General features: G+C 60.2%; 19 protein-coding genes. 15 read left to right on the top strand and 4 right to left on the bottom strand.

Annotated elements, in window-relative coordinates:
• The first annotated feature begins 72 nt into the window (after nucleotides 1-72).
• The 7 genes from A7D21_RS09755 (at nucleotide 73) to A7D21_RS09730 (ending at nucleotide 4,715) form a co-directional block, all read left to right on the top strand.
• Complete coding sequence (locus A7D21_RS09755; RefSeq protein WP_069551613.1) at nucleotides 73-519, top strand: thiol-disulfide oxidoreductase DCC family protein; 447 nt, start codon at nucleotides 73-75, stop codon at nucleotides 517-519.
• 168 nt (nucleotides 520-687) lie between these two features.
• On the top strand, nucleotides 688-1,248 hold the full coding sequence (folE, locus tag A7D21_RS09750; protein WP_053256069.1) for a GTP cyclohydrolase I FolE: 561 nt from the start codon (nucleotides 688-690) through the stop codon (nucleotides 1,246-1,248).
• A gap of 36 nt (nucleotides 1,249-1,284) precedes the next feature.
• Nucleotides 1,285-1,995: an SDR family NAD(P)-dependent oxidoreductase gene (locus A7D21_RS09745; RefSeq protein ID WP_069551612.1), complete on the top strand. Its 711-nt coding sequence runs from the start codon at nucleotides 1,285-1,287 to the stop codon at nucleotides 1,993-1,995.
• Between the two features lie 14 nt (nucleotides 1,996-2,009).
• Complete coding sequence (locus tag A7D21_RS09740) at nucleotides 2,010-3,548, top strand: cryptochrome/photolyase family protein (RefSeq protein WP_069551611.1); 1,539 nt, start codon at nucleotides 2,010-2,012, stop codon at nucleotides 3,546-3,548.
• A complete protein-coding gene (locus A7D21_RS34285; RefSeq protein ID WP_073637509.1) occupies nucleotides 3,545-3,685 on the top strand; it encodes a DUF2256 domain-containing protein in 141 nt (46 codons plus the stop codon). Before A7D21_RS09740 ends, A7D21_RS34285 begins: the two co-directional genes overlap by 4 nt.
• 176 nt (nucleotides 3,686-3,861) lie before the next feature.
• Complete coding sequence (locus A7D21_RS09735) at nucleotides 3,862-4,296, top strand: YeeE/YedE family protein (protein ID WP_053256072.1); 435 nt, start codon at nucleotides 3,862-3,864, stop codon at nucleotides 4,294-4,296.
• 2 nt (nucleotides 4,297-4,298) lie between these two features.
• Nucleotides 4,299-4,715: a DUF6691 family protein gene (locus tag A7D21_RS09730; protein ID WP_069551610.1), complete on the top strand. Its 417-nt coding sequence runs from the start codon at nucleotides 4,299-4,301 to the stop codon at nucleotides 4,713-4,715.
• Between the two features lie 78 nt (nucleotides 4,716-4,793).
• Here A7D21_RS09730 and A7D21_RS09725 read toward each other — a convergent pair whose 3' ends face one another.
• Nucleotides 4,794-6,140 carry a HAMP domain-containing sensor histidine kinase gene (locus tag A7D21_RS09725; RefSeq protein ID WP_069551609.1) on the bottom strand — a complete coding sequence of 449 codons (1,347 nt, stop codon included), beginning with the start codon at nucleotides 6,138-6,140 and terminating at the stop codon, nucleotides 4,794-4,796.
• Nucleotides 6,137-6,796 (bottom strand): response regulator transcription factor, encoded by a 660-nt coding sequence (locus tag A7D21_RS09720; protein ID WP_053256075.1) that lies wholly within the window; start codon nucleotides 6,794-6,796, stop codon nucleotides 6,137-6,139. Before A7D21_RS09720 ends, A7D21_RS09725 begins: the two co-directional genes overlap by 4 nt.
• 131 nt (nucleotides 6,797-6,927) lie before the next feature.
• Here A7D21_RS09720 and A7D21_RS09715 point away from each other — a divergent pair, with 131 nt between their 5' ends.
• The 5 genes from A7D21_RS09715 (at nucleotide 6,928) to A7D21_RS09695 (ending at nucleotide 11,704) form a co-directional block, all read left to right on the top strand.
• The gene (locus tag A7D21_RS09715; protein WP_069551608.1) at nucleotides 6,928-7,251 is read left to right on the top strand and encodes a PepSY domain-containing protein; all 324 of its coding nucleotides are present in this window, start codon (nucleotides 6,928-6,930) and stop codon (nucleotides 7,249-7,251) included.
• Nucleotides 7,252-7,336: 85 nt separating this feature from the next.
• The gene (locus tag A7D21_RS09710) at nucleotides 7,337-7,807 is read left to right on the top strand and encodes a DUF2271 domain-containing protein (RefSeq protein WP_053256077.1); all 471 of its coding nucleotides are present in this window, start codon (nucleotides 7,337-7,339) and stop codon (nucleotides 7,805-7,807) included.
• A 25-nt stretch (nucleotides 7,808-7,832) separates the two neighbouring features.
• Entirely contained in the window at nucleotides 7,833-10,013 is a 2,181-nt protein-coding gene (locus tag A7D21_RS09705) for a PepSY domain-containing protein (protein ID WP_069551607.1), read from the top strand.
• Nucleotides 10,003-10,959: an FAD:protein FMN transferase gene (locus A7D21_RS09700; protein WP_064452428.1), complete on the top strand. Its 957-nt coding sequence runs from the start codon at nucleotides 10,003-10,005 to the stop codon at nucleotides 10,957-10,959. Before A7D21_RS09705 ends, A7D21_RS09700 begins: the two co-directional genes overlap by 11 nt.
• A 43-nt stretch (nucleotides 10,960-11,002) precedes the next feature.
• Nucleotides 11,003-11,704 carry a VIT family protein gene (locus A7D21_RS09695; protein ID WP_053256080.1) on the top strand — a complete coding sequence of 234 codons (702 nt, stop codon included), beginning with the start codon at nucleotides 11,003-11,005 and terminating at the stop codon, nucleotides 11,702-11,704.
• Between the two features lie 189 nt (nucleotides 11,705-11,893).
• Here the strand turns inward: A7D21_RS09695 and A7D21_RS09690 are convergent, their stop codons facing one another.
• Complete coding sequence (locus tag A7D21_RS09690) at nucleotides 11,894-12,796, bottom strand: universal stress protein (RefSeq protein WP_069551606.1); 903 nt, start codon at nucleotides 12,794-12,796, stop codon at nucleotides 11,894-11,896.
• 264 nt (nucleotides 12,797-13,060) lie between these two features.
• On the opposite strand from A7D21_RS09690, the gene A7D21_RS09685 reads away from it, so the two are divergent.
• Both A7D21_RS09685 and A7D21_RS09680 read left to right on the top strand, forming a co-directional pair.
• On the top strand, nucleotides 13,061-13,708 hold the full coding sequence (locus tag A7D21_RS09685; protein WP_069551605.1) for a BON domain-containing protein: 648 nt from the start codon (nucleotides 13,061-13,063) through the stop codon (nucleotides 13,706-13,708).
• 26 nt (nucleotides 13,709-13,734) lie between these two features.
• A complete protein-coding gene (locus tag A7D21_RS09680; RefSeq protein ID WP_069551604.1) occupies nucleotides 13,735-14,160 on the top strand; it encodes a potassium channel family protein in 426 nt (141 codons plus the stop codon).
• A gap of 9 nt (nucleotides 14,161-14,169) precedes the next feature.
• Here the strand turns inward: A7D21_RS09680 and A7D21_RS09675 are convergent, their stop codons facing one another.
• Nucleotides 14,170-16,542, bottom strand: coding sequence for a phosphoketolase (locus tag A7D21_RS09675; RefSeq protein WP_069551603.1), 2,373 nt, complete (start codon nucleotides 16,540-16,542; stop codon nucleotides 14,170-14,172).
• A gap of 284 nt (nucleotides 16,543-16,826) precedes the next feature.
• Here A7D21_RS09675 and fnr point away from each other — a divergent pair, with 284 nt between their 5' ends.
• On the top strand, nucleotides 16,827-17,573 hold the full coding sequence (fnr, locus tag A7D21_RS09670; RefSeq protein ID WP_053256085.1) for a fumarate/nitrate reduction transcriptional regulator Fnr: 747 nt from the start codon (nucleotides 16,827-16,829) through the stop codon (nucleotides 17,571-17,573).

Genomic DNA, 17,573 nt, shown 5'->3' with positions numbered 1-17,573 from the left:
AAAAAAAAGTGCCCATTGTCAGTCGGTATATTTCAGCATATCTTGTACAAAACTTATACACGGGCATGCTCGATGTACAACAAAACCCATTGGCCACTGACGCTGTACTTTGATGGTGATTGCCCGCTGTGCGCGCGCGAAATCAAGCTCCTGCAAGGGCACGCCTCAGACACTCGACTGCTGTTTGTTGACATCAGCAGCGTGGCGTTTGACGCCGAGGCGCTAGGGTTCACCTTCGCGCAAATGCAGTCGGTGCTGCATGCCCGTTTCGCCGATGGTCGCTGGCTGACCGGCCTGGACGCCACCCTGTGGAGCTGGCGAGCTGCGGGGCTGGGGGGTTGGGCGGCGCCACTGACATGGCGCGCGTTGCGCCCGCTGTTTGAATTCGGTTATCGCCTGTTCTGCCGTTTACGTCCGCATTTGGCGTGGTTACCTCACCCTGAGGGCGGTCGTCGCTGTGTCGATAACCGTTGCGCGCTGCCGGCGGCAAAATCGGCACCCGACAAGCCGCCACGTTGAAACAAGCCGATCGCGCAGGCGTTGCGATGTCACGGGTCGGGCGCAGAGCCTGCTTCAAATCTGAACTCGCCAATGCCCCGTGATCTGCGTCAGACGGTACGCAGCCGCCCCTGCCGAACACCAAGGTTTATCGTCACACGAAGTGCAGCATGGCTGCGAGGACTCAACATGAAACCGTCATTAGCCGATCAGTACCGTGAAATCCTTGTCGGTGTGGGCGAGAACCCCGAGCGAGAGGGGTTATTGGACACGCCCGCGCGAGCGGCCAAGGCGATGCAGTACCTGTGCAATGGCTACACGATGGATCTGGAGAACGTGGTGAACGGCGCGCTATTCGAATCGCAAAGCGATGAGATGGTCGTGGTCCGCGACATCGAGCTGTACTCATTGTGTGAGCATCACCTGCTGCCCTTCATCGGTAAGGCGCATGTCGCGTACATCCCCACTGGAAGGGTGCTGGGCCTGTCGAAAGTGGCGCGAGTCGTGGATATGTTCGCCCGCCGCTTACAGATTCAGGAAAATCTCACCAAGCAAATTGCCGACGCCATTGCGCGCGCCACCGATGCCGCCAGCGTGGCGGTCGTCATTGAAGCAAAGCACATGTGCATGATGATGCGTGGGGTGGAGAAACAAAACTCGGTGATGACCTCATCGGTGATGCTGGGGGCCTTTCGCGACAACTCCGCTACGCGTCAGGAGTTTCTACAACTGATAGGGCGTGCGGGTTAACACCAACCAATCGCTTCAGAGCGTGGGAGAGGCCGAATGAACAGTTCCTTCAAGATGAACTCCCTTGGCGAGGGTTATCGTGCCTTGGTGATAGGCGCCAGTGGTGCGCTCGGCTCGGCTTTTTGTGAGTGGCTCAATCAGGATCCAAACTGCGCGTACGTGCGTGAACTGGGGCGTAACAGTGTGCCCTGCCTGAATCTGGAGGATGCCGGCAGTATCGCCGCAGCGGCAGCTGCATTGGCTGAAGAAGCGCCGTACCAGTTGATCGTGCAGGCGACCGGGTTGCTACATCGCGACGGCATAAAACCTGAAAAAAGTTACACCGCCATTGAGGCAGACGCATTGCAGTCGGTATTTCAAGTCAACACGTTGGGGCCTGCTCTGGTGTTGCGTTATTTTCTGCCGTTACTGGACGCTCATGGCGCAATGGCAATGCTCTGCGCCAAGGTCGGTAGCATCGGCGACAATCGCTTGGGTGGCTGGTACGCCTATCGTGCCTCCAAGGCAGCACTGAACATGCTGATCAAAACGGCGGCCATCGAACTGGCGCGAACCCGCCCTCAGACGCGCTTGCTGAGCCTGCATCCCGGCACGGTTATTTCGGGCCTGTCTCAGCCGTTTCGCGGGGCATCTGCCGCCAGGCCCGCCAGCACGGCGGCGCGCGAATTGTTATTGCTGATTGACAGCTTGAAGCCTGCCGACAGCGGCGAGTTTTTTGCTTACAACGGAGAGCGGCTGCCGTGGTAGGTACGGGGTGTCACATGAACAAGACACAGCGACTGTGCCTGGTCTTGGGTGACCAGTTGTGTTTTGACTTGGCCTCATTGCAGGCATTGGACGCCGAGCACGATACGGTTTTGCTGGTCGAGGTGATGGAGGAAGCCAGCCACGTGCCACATCACCCGCAGAAAATTGCACTGATCTTCAGCGCGATGCGCCATTTTGCCGAGGCGCTGCAAGCACGTGGCGTCCGCGTGCAATACGTCCGCCTCGATGATCCGCACAACAGTGGGTCAGTTCCGGGCGAGTTACGGCGCTGGCAGTCGCGGCTGCAGGCGCAGTCGCTGCATCTGACGGAATGCGGTGACTGGCGTCTGGAACAGTCCCTCAAGGATTGCGGCCTGGCCATCGAGTGGCATGTCGATAGCCGCTTTCTCTGCACACGCGCCGAATTCTCGTCCTGGGCCGAAGGCAAAAAGCAGCTGCGCATGGAGTATTTCTACCGTGAGATGCGGCGCAAAAGTGCTCTGCTGCTCAATGGCGACGGCAGCCCGGTTGGCGGTGCCTGGAACTTTGATACGGAAAACCGCAAGGCCCTGCCCAACAATGTGAGAGCCCCCTCGCCCCTGCGCTTTACGGCGGATGCCATCACCCAGGAGGTGCTGGCCCTGGTCGAAACAAACTTCAGCAGCCATTACGGCGAGCTGGGCACCTTTGACTACCCGGTGACACACGCCGACGCCCAGGCGTTGTGGGAGTATTTCCTCGACTGGGGGTTGGCAGCATTCGGCGACTACCAGGATGCCATGGCCAGTGATGAACCCTTCCTGTTTCATGCGCGGATCAGCGCCGCGCTGAATATTGGCCTGTTGGATCTGCGTCAGCTGTGCAACGACGTTGAGTCGGCCTATCAGGCGCACCGGATTCCATTAAACGCCGCCGAAGGCTTTATTCGTCAACTCATCGGCTGGCGTGAATATGTACGGGGTGTCTACTGGCTGAAAATGCCCGATTACGCCAGCGGCAATCTATTTGGCAATAGCCGACCGCTTCCAGGGTTCTACTGGACGGGTGACACCAAAATGAACTGCATGAGCCAGGCAATCGGCCAAAGTTTGAAACACGCCTATGCCCATCATATCCAGCGGCTCATGGTGACCGGCAACTTTGCGCTTTTGGCCGGCATCACGCCGACTCAGATTTGCGACTGGTACCTGGCGATTTACATGGACGCGTTCGACTGGGTCGAGATGCCCAATACATTAGGCATGGTCATGCACGCCGATGGCGGTTACCTGGGCTCCAAGCCTTACTGCGCCAGTGGCCAATATATCAAGCGCATGTCTGACTACTGCCGCAACTGCGCGTACAAGGTCAGCGAAAGCACGACCGACGACGCCTGCCCGTTTAATTCGCTTTACTGGCATTTCCTGATGCGTCACGCAGACCTTCTGCGCAGCAACCAGCGCCTGGGCATGGTCTACAAAAACCTCGACCGGATGGCTGAACCCAAACAACAGGCGCTCTGGGATCGTGGCCAGACACTGCTCGCCAGGCTCGATGCCGGGGAGTCGTTTTGAAGAAGAGCGAACTCCCGGTAAAAACCTGTGCGGTGTGCGGATTCAATGTCGTCTGGCGCAAGAAATGGGCTCGCTGCTGGAATGAGGTGCGCTACTGCTCAGAGCGTTGCCGACGCAACAAATCCCTTCAACGCTGACCTGATAAAAGACCTTCCCGGGCCGCTTCACATGGCTCGGGCCTTTCAATATGTAAAAATATATATTATACAAATACAAAATGATTCTGCGGTCGATTCTATTGCCGAATCAGCCAGCCTGCCGCGCTCGCGGCGATCCAAGTCCTTTACCCGCCCTTCTGCGCAGGAGATGCAACATGAGCATTGATTGGGTCAACTTCACGCCTTGGGCTTCGTTAGGCGGAGGGGCCTTGATAGGGCTGGCGGTGAGCATGTTCATGCTCGCCAATGGCCGTATCGCAGGTATCAGTGGTCTGCTTGGAAGCGTGTTGCATGTTGGCAGTGAAGGCTGGAGCGAAAAGGCGCTATTTCTGCTTGGCCTGTTGATTGCGCCATTGTTGTGGGGGGCGTTCGCCGTATTGCCGCAGATCGAGATTAAGGCCGAGTGGCCGGCCCTGATTATTGCGGGCCTGCTCGTCGGCTTGGGAACCCGTTACGGCTCCGGCTGTACAAGCGGTCATGGCGTTTGTGGGATCTCTCGATTGTCTCCCCGCTCCATCGCCGCAACTGTGTGCTTTATGTTCGCTGGCGTGGCCACGGTGTACACCCTTCGTCACGTGGTGGGCATATAAAGATGATCAAGTTGAGCGCATTTTTTGCAGGACTGATCTTCGGCCTTGGCCTGCTCCTGGCCGGCATGGCAAACCCCGCCAAGGTACTGGCTTTTCTTGATGTGGCCGGGGCCTGGGATCCGTCACTCGCACTGGTGATGGGAGGCGCCATCGCAGTGGCGGTTATCCCTCTGAATTGGGCGCGCAGGAACACGCATTCCTTGCTCGGCGCCGCCCTGCAGTTACCGACGAAAAGGGCGTTGGATGCCCGCTTGATTGTCGGCAGCCTGGTGTTCGGTATCGGTTGGGGCATTGCGGGGATCTGCCCTGGCCCAGCGGTCGCTGTTCTGCTGACCGGGCACACGCAAATCATCCTGTTCGTATTGGCCATGTTGGCCGGTATGTACCTGTTTGCGGTGTTGGACCGTCGCACACGCTGATTAAGGTGATAGCCATGAAAGCGAATGGTGTGAGCCAAGGCGTATTTGATACCCGCGCTCAATGCGTGTCGTCGAGGCTCAAGCGACGCTTACGTTGGCAGGCGCAATAAACTGGACGCGGACTTCAAACCCCTCCTCCCGGCCTGTTGCGGGCGAGGCCAGGGTTAACGTTGCTTTGACCCCTAGCGCGATCGTTTTGGCAATCGCCAAGCCCAACCCTGAACCACTGGCTTCGCTGTTACCCCGCACAAAGCGTTCGGTCAGGCGTTGCAACACCGACGCCGGCACCGGCGGACCGCCGTTGATCACCTGCAGCAGCGCCTGGTCCGTGAGGCTGACTTCGATCGGTTGGTCCACGGCACCGTACTTCAACGCGTTTTCGATCAGGTTGCGCAGCAAAATGCCAAACGCGTCCGGGTCAATCACAGTGTAAACACTGGGCTGGGTCGGCAGCCGCAAGTGGACTCGCTGCCCATTGTTGCGGTTCCACTCGTCCACCCCATGGGCCAATAACGGGATCAGGTCCTGGGGCGCCTCGGATAACAGCCCACCACCCTCGGCCTTGGCCAGTTGCATGAGCTTTTCCGAGAGCCGCGCCAAATCGTGCAATGCGTTTTCGATCTTCGCCGCCCGCACGCGCAACGGGCCTTCTGGCGCTTCCTGGCGCAAGCGCTGAATCTGCGCCAACGTCGCGGCCAGCGGCGTACGCAATTCATGGGCGCTGTTTGCGGTAAAGCTGCGCTCGGCCTCCAACGTCTTGCGCAGGCGCTCAAGCAAGTGGTTGACCGCTTCGGCCAATGGGTCGATTTCCGCCGGCAAGCGTGTCACGTTGATCGGTGACAAATCCCCGGCCCCGCGGGTTTCCAGGGCACGGCGATAGGTCAACACGCTGCGCAAGCTGATGCGCACAAATAACCAGGTGCCTAACAGACTGATAGGAACCAACGCCAACAACGGCAGCAACAACGCAAACAAGGCTTCCTGCGCCGCTTCACGGCGATGCGCCAGCGGTTCGGCAATCTCAATGAACAGCGTTTTGCGTAGCGCGCTAGCCCCATACAGCCGGTACTTTTCAGTGGTGGAAAACCCTTCATCCGGATGTTTGTTGAAGATCTTCGGGTTGGCATCGTGGGATTGCATCAAAATCCGGCCCTGTGCATCACGCACCAGATAGGTCAGGTATTCCTTGTGCATTTTCAGGGTGGCCACGTGTTGTGCTTCGCGGGGCGCCTCGCGGTTGCTGATCTCCAGCACGGCCAAGGGCAGGATGCGTTGCGCGGTCTCTTCCAGGGCGCTGTCGAACGCCTCGTTCAGTTCATGTTGCACCACCAACCAGGCACCGACGGTCGCTCCCAGCCAGAGCAAGGTCATTCCCAGGGTCAATCCCAGGCCGAGGCGTTTTTGCAGGCTTATCGGCGACTTCATACTGGCGTCAACCGATAACCCATGCCACGAACGGTCTCAACCAGGTCGCGTCCCAGTTTTTTACGCAGGCGACTGATATAGACCTCAATGGTGTTGCTCTCGATCTCCGCGCCAAAAGCGTACAGGCGCTCTTCGAGCTGGGACTTCGACAGCAACGCATTGGGGCGCTGTACGAATGCCTCGAACAGCGCCCACTCACGTGCGGTCAAATCCACGGTGATACCGGCGCGCTGAACTGTGCGAGCGTTCATGTCGATCTGCAGTTCACCGAGTTTGATCTGCGGGTTGGGGTTACCGCTGTAACGTCGGGCCACGGCTGCCACCCGGGCCGAGAGTTCAAACAGGTCGAACGGTTTGACCAAGTAGTCGTCAGCGCCGGCATTGAGGCCGGCAATGCGATCGGATATTTGGTCCTGGGCGGTGAGGATAATCACCGGGGTCACGTTGCCTGCTGAGCGCTGCTCGCGCAAAAAGTCCAACCCGCGACCGTCCGGCAACATCAGGTCCAGCAGGATCAAGTCATAAGGCGTGGTGCGCACGCTATTGCTTGCGTGGTTCAGGCGCTGCACCCAATCAACCGCATGGCCGTCGTCGGCGATCTGCTCGCGCACTGCCTCCCCCAACCCGGGGGCATCCTCAACCAATAAAACCCGCATCTGCTACCTCTCCTGATGAGTGTCGTGCAGCACCTTAACCGCCAGACCTGAGGTGAATCTGAAGATTCAGCTGGTTGTCAGGAATGCCCCTTAGGGTAGGCCACAGAGGCCTATCCGGCAGGAGACAGATCATGAAAACCGCATTTATTGCACGTACCGCGCTGTTGAGCCTGTTGCTCAGCGGTAGCGTGCAGGCCGATGACGACTGCAGCGAGCCCGTCAGCGATTGGCAACCGCGAGAGACCTTGCGTCAACGCGTAGAGCAGCAATACGGCTGGAGCGTGCAGCGCATCAAGGTCGACGACGGTTGCTACACGCTCAGGGGCACTGACCGCAGGGGCAACGCCATCGAGGCGCGTTATGCACCCGCCTCCCTACGTCTGCGCACGTTGCACGTCAATTTCGGCGACGACGGCGATGCCCGGGACTACCTCGTCAGCCCGGGTGCTGAATGAGCATTTCGATTTCTCCCCGGGCTTTCAGGTTGTTGTCAGCCAGCAAGTCCAGGCTCTCGCTACAACGCTCAACCAGGACATCCTCATGAAAAAATTCATCGCTGCAACCTGCCTCGCCGGCGCCATTGCCTTGCCGGGGCTGGCCCAGGCCCGTGAAGTGACCCTGACGACCCAGCTCAAGGACTACAACGGTAACGATGCGTACCTGGCGATTTACCTCACCGATGCCAACGGCCAGTACCAGAAAACCCTGTGGGTCGCCGGCAAGAAGGCCAAGTACTACCGGCATTTGACTGACTGGGCCCGCGGCAGTGGCCAGAACCCCAGGGAGTTTGATGGGGTCAGCGGTGCCAGTGTGGGCAGCGGACGCACCCTCAAAGTCAGTGTTGAATTGGCTGACACCTTGATTGATGCCGGGTATCAGATCCGAATCGACAGCGCCGTGGAGAACCAGCGTGAAGGACGAGCCGACATCAGCGTACCCCTGACCACCCAAGGATCAGGCAAGCCGGCAACCGGCAGCACTTACGTCAACGCGTTTACTTACGACCTGTAGCACCCACCCCTTCAGGAGGCTGAACATGCTTCGCCAGTTTCATTCGCTGCCCGGTCTGATCGCCGCCCTGTTGGTCATGATATTGGCCATCAGTGGCGCGGTATTGTCGGTTGATCCGGCGCTCGAACGCCTGCACAACACGTCCACCGCTGCCGGCCAGCTTAATGTCGGCCAGTTGGCGGAAGGCGTCGCACATCACTTTCCAGGCGTGGAGCAAATCCAGCGCACCGCCTCCGGCACGGTCATCGTCTACTACAACCGCGATGGCCAGTCCGGGGCGGAAACGGTTGACCCACTGACCGGCCAGGGCCTCGCGCCCTACGCGCCGTCCACCTTCACCCGCTGGGTGAAAGACTTGCACCGCGCGCTGTTCATGGGCACACCGGGCCATGGCGTGTCGGGCGTCGGTGCGTTGTTCATGTTGATCCTGGCAGTGTCCGGCGCGTTGCTGCTGGCCCGGCGCCTGGGTGGCTGGCGCAACCTGCTGCGGCCACTGCGCGGCACGTTCAGCCAACGCTGGCATGCGGAAGTCGGGCGCCTGGCTTTGCTCGGGCTGCTGCTGTCGGCCGTAAGCGGGCTGTACATGGCCGCCACGACCTTCGGCTTGATCGCCGATGGCAGCCAGAGTGAACCGGCCTTCCCCACCCACCTCAGCGCCGGCCCGTCGTTACCGGTGGCGAACCTGCAGGCCTTGCAGGCCATCGACCTGAATGACCTGCGCGAACTGGTCTACCCGAGCCCGGGCAACCCAAACGATGTGTTCTCGTTGCGCACGGCCCAGGGTGTTGGCTACGTAGACCCGGTCAGCGGCGTCCTGCTGTCCTATCAACCCCACGACTCCATGCACACCGTCTACCAATGGGTCTATCAGCTCCACACCGCAGAAGGCCTCTGGTGGCTGGGCTTGCCACTCGGGCTCTGTGCCCTCTGTGTGCCATTGATGAGCGTGACCGGCATCCTGCTCTGGTGGCGCCGTCGCAAAGCCGGTCCGAACATTCGCCACAACAGCCCCGCTCACTCGGCCGACAGCGTGATTCTGGTAGGCACTGAAAACAACACCACATGGGGCTTTGCCAACACGTTACATGCGGCCTTGCATCAGGCTGGGCACCACGTGCACAGCGCGCCGATGAATGAATGGAAAGGCGAGTACCGCAACGCCCAGAGACTGTTGATCCTCACCGCGACCCACGGTGATGGCGATGCACCGGCGTCGGCCGCGCAGTTTCTGGCACGGCTGAACCACAAGGGCGTCAAACCCGGCCTGCCCTTTGCAGTACTGGGGTTTGGGGACCGCCAGTTTCCACAGTTCTGTCAGTACGCCCATCGGGTGCAGGCCGCGCTGGAACTGGCCGGTGCCTCACCGTTGCTGGGGCTGGAAACAGTCAACCGCCAGTCTTCCCAGGAATTTGCGCGCTGGGGCCACGCCCTGGCCACAGCACTGGGGCATGACTTGGCCCTGGCCCATACACCGGAGCCCCCGCGCACCTATCAACTGGAGCTGGCCGAGCGCATCGTTTATGGCGAAGAAGTGAATGCGCCAACCCACGTCCTGCGCTTCAAGGCGCACAGCGAGCTACCGGGCTTCCAGGCAGGAGACCTGGTAGGGATTATCCCGGCGAATAGCCCGGTACCGCGTTTTTATTCACTGGCCAGCAGTTCCACGGACGGCGTGCTCGAGATTTGCGTACGCAAACACCAAGGAGGCCTCTGCTCGCAACTCCTGCATGGCCTGGACCTCGGCGCTTCGGTCGAAGCCTTTATCCAGCCCAACCCACAGTTTCGTCCTGCGTCGGGGGCACACCCGGTGATCCTGATCGGTGCCGGTACCGGCATTGGCCCGCTGGCGGGCTTCATTCGCAACAACACTGCCCGCCACCCGATGCATTTGTATTGGGGCGGGCGCAACCCGGCCTCGGACTTTCTGTACGAGCCTGAACTTAACCGCTACCTGGCAGACCAGCGACTTACCGCATTGCGCGCGGCTTTTTCCCAGGTACAGAACGGTGGCTACGTCCAGGACCGGCTGCGCAGTGATGCACTGTCCTTGCGCCGCCTGGTGGAAAAAGGCGCCCAGGTGCTGGTCTGCGGCAGTCGTGAAATGGCCAAAGGCGTGATGCAGGCCCTGGATGAAATATTGGCTCCGCTGAACCTGAGCGTACTGACCCTCAAGGCACAAGGACGCTACCGTGAAGATGTCTACTGATGTGCAGCGCTACAACCTGAACGGCGAGACCATGGGCACCCGCTACACCGCGGTGTTCTATGCGGCGGCCGGCATCGACACCGACGAAATCGGCCAGCGCCTGGCCCACGCTGTGAGCCGGGTGGACCGGCAAATGTCTACCTGGAAAGCCGACTCTGACCTCAACCGCCTCAACGCAGCCGCCGAGCAGGAATGGCTGCCAGTGCCCAAGGAACTGAGCACGGTGCTGGCCGCTGCGTTACGGGTCAGCCAGCAATCCGGCGGAGCCTTCGACATTGCCGTCGGCGATCTGGTGCAAGCCTGGGGCTTCGGCCCCGGCGAACAGACGATCACCGCGCAAGCACTCACGATGCCACTGCCACGCGCGCGACTCTCCGCCAGCGCGGCGCTGGTGGTGGACTCGCAACGCAATCGGGTGCGCAAACGGGCGCCGCTGAACCTGGATTTGAACGGCATCGCAAAAGGCTTTGGCGTCGATGAACTGGCCCGTTGCCTGGAAGCGTCAAACATCACCCGCTACCTGGTCGGCATTGACGGCGAAATGCGCGCCCGGGGCATGAAGCCAGATGCCCAACCCTGGATCGTGGCCATTGAAAAACCCTGCCGGGGCGTGCGGCAAGTCATGGGCGTAATGGAACTCGTCGACGCCGCCATCGCCACGTCCGGGGACTACCGCCACTGGGTGGAGATGAGTGGGCAATCCTGCGCCCACACCATGAACCCCGTCACCGGCGCACCGCTGCGCAACGCGCTCGCAGCGGTTACCGTCGTGGCGGGCTCGTGCATGCTCGCTGATGCCTGGGCCACGGCACTGATGGTGCTGGGTGAAGTTGAAGGCCCACGCCTGGCACAGGAACGCGGGATGGACGCACTGTTCGTGCTGCGCGACGGTGACGAACTAACAGAAATTTCGATTGTAGGCGGCACCCTGCAAGCGCAGGCTTGAGCCGCCAATCCAAACCCGTGAATAACCTGAGCGCCATCAAACCATGAAATTCATGCACCGGCACACCGAGCATCACCGCAGTGACCGGATCGGCTGGCTGCGCGCCGCTGTCCTGGGGGCCAATGATGGGATCGTCTCCACGGCCAGCCTGTTGATCGGCGTCGCTGCCGCCAACGCCAGCCACTCCACACTGATCGTTACCGGCATTGCCGGGCTGGTGGCGGGCGCGATGTCCATGGCGGCGGGTGAATATGTTTCCGTGCACTCCCAAGCCGATACCGAGCGGGCTGACTTGTCTCGGGAGCGGGCGGAGCTGGACAGCAACCCGAAAGCCGAGCACAGCGAGCTTGCCCATATCTACATGCACCGTGGGGTATCGCCCGAGCTGGCCCATCAGGTCGCCGATCAATTAATGGCACACGATGCACTGGGCGCACACGCGCGAGACGAGCTCGGCATCAGCGCAGCACTCGCGGCCAAACCGCTGCAAGCAGCGCTGGCCTCGGCCGCCAGCTTCGTGCTCGGTGCCGCCTTGCCCCTGGCGGTCATTTTCGGCGCCCCGTCCCACAGCGTAGTCCCGTGGATATCCGGCATGTCGCTGGTCTTTCTTGCCGGTCTTGGCGCCATTGCGGCCAAGGCCGGCGGGGCAAAAATCATCATAGGCGCTTGGCGCGTGACGCTGTGGGGAGCGTTGGCCATGGGCATTACCGCCGCCGTGGGGGCGTTGTTTGGCGCGGTGGTTTAGTGCCCAGCGCACGTTCGCCTGTGTTGTGGAGACTTCGCCATGGCATCGATCTGCACATTGCGCCCGCATCCTTCCTCTCGCTCCAAGCCAGCCATTGACTGGCAGCCTGAGAAGACTTGAACCCAGGCCCGTCGCATTGCTAAGCCCCTAGCCGGTTACCCGGCCAGGGGCTTTTTTTGTACGCGTGGATCAGACCAGTGGCTGCACAATCATCAAGCTGCACGGTGGGTGGTTGAGCACACGTTCGCTGGTGCTGCCGCTGAACCGGCCGCCGCCACGGGAATGGGCTGCCCCCAGTACCACGATATCGAACGCATTCTGCTCGGCAAACCGTTCAATCACCGCATGAGGGACTCCCGTGAGCAGATACCGGTGGTTCTCTTCAATGCCATAACGTGATGCAAGCGTCTCGAATGCCTCGACCTGCGCGTCATTGAACGCGTCTCTGAGGCTGTCGTCCAGGGTCAGCGTGGGCACACTCATCGACCGCTCCCCCACCACCGACCAATTACTCACACTCAGCAGGTGTAACCTGGCACCGCAGGAGGCCGCCAGTGTGGACGCCAGGTCAAGCACTCGCTCATTGACCCCATGGGTCAACTGTTCAAGGTGGGACAGGTCGATGGTCGCGAGTATTTTCACGGGCCTTGGGTGCCTGGCTTCGGTCACCAGATGCAGGTGCGAGCGGCAGTCACGCAGTAAGTGCCAGTCCAGTGGTTGATGAAAGGCCCGACGGAGTGCGGGCACGTGGTGGATATCCTTGACCACAAGGTCTGCATGGAAGTCATTCACGTACTCAAGCACATGCTCCAGGCTGGCTTTGGCCCAAACCACCTCGCTGGTCACCTGGCCCCCCGCAAGGCGTGCCTGCTGCTCAAGCCAGTGCCGATGCACCTGTAAATAACCCTCGCGCGCGCGTGCCATGGCGTCATGGTCGAACAGGCCGGCCACCGCCAGGGCCTGGACGTAATCAAACGCCACTATGTGCAATAACGCTCCGGTGGCACAGGCCAGCGCCTGCGCACGGTCGAACGCCGGAGTAAGGGCCATTTCGGTCGGGGCGATTAATAAAATACGGTTGAGTGTGGGCATTACAGCGGTCTCCTGACAACGGCGGTGCGCTCGACTGCAAACCCGATGTCGCGGTCGGGCTCCCTGCGGCGCTGTCTGTTCAGTATTGGGTTCAACCCAAGGCAGGCGCTGATTTTTATCAACTAAATACCGTGCAGCCGGCCGGTTGCCGCTCACACCTGGCTTGTTGATTTAGCTCAATGACTTTCCGTCGCCCAGGCGTAGAACACACGGACCGGGCCTGACTGCCTGTGATACCCATCGAACTCGACCGAGGACAACATCATGAGCGACCTGAGCCTGCGTAAAAGCGTAATGGAAGAACTCGAATTTCATCCGCAGATCAACGCCGCCAGTATTGGGGTATCGGTGGAAAACGGCATTGTCACGCTGTCCGGCCACGTCAGCAGTTACCCCCAGAAAGTCAATGCCGAGCGCGCGGCAAAGGGCGTCAAAGGGGTGCGGGCCATTGCGCAGGAAATTCAGGTGCGGCTGGACAAACACGCCGGTACGGCGGACGACACCCTTGCCGAGCGAGTCTTGAACATCATCGACTGGAGCTCCGACGTTCCTCAGAACGACATTAAAGTCACTGTACAAAAAGGCTGGATCACCCTGGACGGCGACGTGGACTGGCAATACCAGAAGGAAACCCTGGAGCGTGCGGTGCATGAATTATCCGGCGTGGTCGGCGTGAACAACCGGCTGGCCTTGCGCCCGAATGCCGAGGTGACCGATATCCGCCAGCGCATCGAAGAGGCCCTCAAGCGCAATGCCGAAATCGATGACAAGAACGTTTTCGTCCGAGTGGACGGTGATGTGGTCAGGCTCGAAGGCAAGGTTCACGTGTGGCGCGAGCGCAAGCTTGCCGAGCGTGCGGCCTGGTCCGTTCCGGGTGTCATGCGGGTTGAGGATCACCTGCTGATCGCCTGACCGCGTCAATCCCCCGGAGCCTCGCCATGCTGGTTGTCACGCTGATCAACACGCTGGTGGTCATCATGGCGGTGGTCATCCATTACGAATGCCTGTTGCGATTGAATGACTGGCTGCCCAGGCTCAAAATTTCGAACCGATTCAGGGTGGTGGCGGGTGTGCTGGGCGCCCTGCTGGCCCACGCCATCGAAGTGTGGTGCTTCGCGCTGGCTTATTACCTGATGACGCGCTCCGGTGCATGGGGGCACTTGAAGGGCAATTTTGATGGTTCCTTCATGGACTGCGTGTACTTTTCGTTCACGACCTACACCACCATCGGCTTTGGCGACATTACTCCCGAAGGCAACCTCAAGTACCTGACCGGTCTGCAAGCCCTCACCGGCCTGGTACTGATCACCTGGACGGCGTCGTTCCTGTTCCTTGAAATGCAGAAGTACTGGAAGCACAAGTAGCGCCTTCTTTCACGACGGCGCCGGCGTCCATTGCCACTTCAACACCTGCGGCATGTCTTCGCCGTGCTCGATCAAGTAGAGCTTGTGCTTCTCCATCATCGCCCAGTAGCGCGACTGCGCGAGGGGTCGCTGCGCCTGCAACCTGGGCACGCGTTCGACCACATCCAGTGCCAACTGGTAGCGGTCCAGATTGTTGATCACCACCATGTCGAACGGGGTGGTGGTAGCCCCCTCCTCCTTGAAGCCGCGCACATGGAAATTGCCATGGTTGGTGCGTTTGTACAGCAGTCGATGGATCAGCGCCGGATACCCGTGAAAGGCAAATATCACCGGTTTATCGACGGTGAACAGTGCATCGAACGCGCTATCCGACAGGCCATGGGGATGTTGCGAGGCGGGTTGCAGCACCATCAGGTCCACGACATTCACCACCCTCACCCGCAGGTCCGGTACGGACTCGCGCAACAAGGTCACGGCCGCCAGGGTTTCCAGGGTCGGCACGTCGCCGGCACAGGCCATGACCACGTCCGGCTCCTCATCATCCCGACACGCCCAGGCCCAGCGGCCGATGCCCTCCTGGCAATGGCGCCGGGCGGCATCGATATCCAGCCACTGCCACTCCGGTTGCTTGCCGGCAACGATCACATTGATGTAATTGCGGCTGCGCAGGCAGTGGTCAGCCACCGACAGCAGGCAGTTGGCATCGGGGGGCAGGTAGATACGCGCCACGTCGGATTTCTTGTTCGCCACCAGGTCGATAAAGCCCGGGTCCTGATGGGAGAAGCCATTATGATCCTGGCGCCACACATGGGACGTCAGCAGCAGGTTGAGCGAGGCCACAGGTTTGCGCCACGGCACGTCAGCAGCGGTTTTCAGCCACTTGGCGTGCTGGTTGATCATCGAATCGACGATGTGGATGAAGGCCTCGTAACAGGACAGCAGGCCGTGGCGCCCCGTCAGCACATACCCTTCAAGCCATCCCTCGCAAAGGTGCTCACTGAGGATCTCCATGACCCGGCCATCGGCCGCCAGGTTCAGGTCATCGGCCTCCAGCGGGTCCATCCACATCTTGGCGCTGACGTCGTAGACCGCCTCCAGTCGATTGGAGGCGGTTTCATCCGGGCCGAACAGGCGGAAGTTGCCAGTGCTGCGATTGTTTTTCATCACATCGCGCAAAAAATGCCCCAGCACCCGAGTCGCTTCGGCACGCAGGCTGCCAGGAACCTCCACTTTTACGGCGTAATCGGCAAACTGTGGCAAGTCGAGCGCCTGCAATAACTGCCCACCATTGGCATGGGGGTTAGCACTCATGCGCCGGTGGCCGGTGGGGGCCAGTGCAGCAATCTCGGGCAGCACGGCGCCGTTGGCATCGAACAGCTCGGCGGGTCGGTAGCTGTTCAGCCAATCCTCAAGTTGCTGCAGGTGAGCCGGCTGTTCAAAGTTGGCCAGTGGCACTTGATGGGCGCGCCACGTGCCCTCGACCCGATGGCCATCGACAAACGTCGGGCCGGTCCAGCCTTTGGGGGTGCGCAACACCAGCATCGGCCACAGCGGCCGTTCTGGCGCTTCGGCGCGCCACGGCTGACGCGCCGTGTGCTGAACCTCACGAATCTTCAGCACCATCGTGTGCAGCGTGCGCGCCAAGGCTTGATGCACCTGTGCCGGGTCATCACCTTCAACGAAATACACATCGTAGCCATAGCCATACATCAGAGCTGACAGCTCGTCTTCGCTGATTCTGGACAGCACCGTAGGATTGGCGATTTTATAGCCGTTGAGGTGAAGGATCGGCAGGACCGCCCCGTCACGCACCGGGTTGATGAATTTGTTGGCGTGCCAACTGGCGGCCAGTGGACCGGTTTCCGCCTCGCCGTCGCCGATCACGCAGACGACGATCAGGTCCGGGTTATCAAACGCGGCGCCATAGGCATGGGCCAGGCAGTAGCCCAGTTCGCCCCCCTCGTGGATCGAACCTGGGACCAGCGCCGAAACATGGCTGGAAATTCCATAGGGCCATGAAAATTGCCGAAACAGCCGCAGCAGCCCGTTGGTGTTTTGCTCCACCGCCGGCCAGCACTCGGTAAAGGTGCCTTCCAGGTAAGTCTGTGCGACCACCGCCGGCCCGCCATGGCCTGGGCCGGCCACAAACAGCATGTTCAGGTCGTACTGGTTGATCAACCGGTTCAGGTGCGTGTAGATCAGGTTGAGCCCCGGCGTGGTGCCCCAGTGCCCCAGCAACCGCGGTTTGATGTGCGCCAGGCTCAGCGGCACCTTCAGCAGAGGGTTGTCTTTCAGGTAAATCTGTCCGACTGCAAGATAATTGGAGGCCCGCCAATAGGCATCCAGCCCGCTCAGTTCTTCTTGACTCAGAAAGTCGCCCATGAAGGTCTCCACCCAATGCACAAAGCAAATTTGCCTCGAACGATTGTGGGAGCCTGAAACGTTCAGCTGTTGATTTACATCAACTAGCCGAGACGCCGCTGTATCCAAATGAATGAGTGTTGGACAGGGCAACTATCCAAATGCACGCAAGACCTATGCAACGACAATCCATTCGTACAGCTTTTTCCTCCACTGGTCGTTTTGCCGCTGATAAGACGTAAATTGAGTGCCCGGTTACGCACCCTGCTCCTAAGCTCAGGGGATACCCAGGTGGAGCAACACCCATGCCCGAAACCCGTGCACTCCAGGTCCAGAGCCTCAAGTCAGCCTGCTCACAATGCAGTGTGCTTGAGCTTTGCCTGCCAATCGGCCTTTCCGGTGATGAAGTTGAACGCCTGGATAAGCTGATCGTGCAGCGTTTCAAGGTCAAAAAAGGCGCAGCGCTGTACCGCGCCGGCGACCCTTTGCGCTCGCTTTACGCCGTGCGAATTGGTTCATTCAAGACCTGCTTGGTGTCAGTCGATGGGCGCGAGCAGGTCACCGGTTTTCAAATCCCCGGCGAGATGCTCGGCCTGGACGCGATCAGTGCCGACGAACATGCCTGCAGCGCGTTTGCCTTGGAAGACAGCGAAGTCTGCCCCATTCACTTTGCACAACTGGAGAAACTTGCGCAGAGCCTGCCGTCGCTGCAACACAATCTCAATCGCTTGTTGAGCCGGGAAATTGTCCGGGATCACACCATGCTCATGCTGATGGGCAATATGAACTCGGATGAGCGCCTTGCCGCCTTCCTGCTTAACCTGTCGCAACGTTTGAACGCGCGTGGTTATTCCTCCAGGGACTTCGTCCTGAAAATGCGCCGCGAAGAAATGGGCTCCTACCTCGGGCTCCGCCTGGAGACCATCTGCCGGGGCATCGCGCACCTGCGCGACCAGGGCCTGGTGGATATCGCCGCCCGGAACGTCAAGATCAAGGACATGGAAGGCCTCAAGCAACTCGTCGCAGGCTGCCATCGCCCTGTCACGCTCTGA

The sequence above is a fragment of the Pseudomonas sp. AP19 genome (assembly GCF_001728855.1).
Classification (GTDB): domain Bacteria; phylum Pseudomonadota; class Gammaproteobacteria; order Pseudomonadales; family Pseudomonadaceae; genus Aquipseudomonas; species Aquipseudomonas fluorescens.
This window is presented reverse-complemented; position numbering and strand designations above follow the sequence as displayed.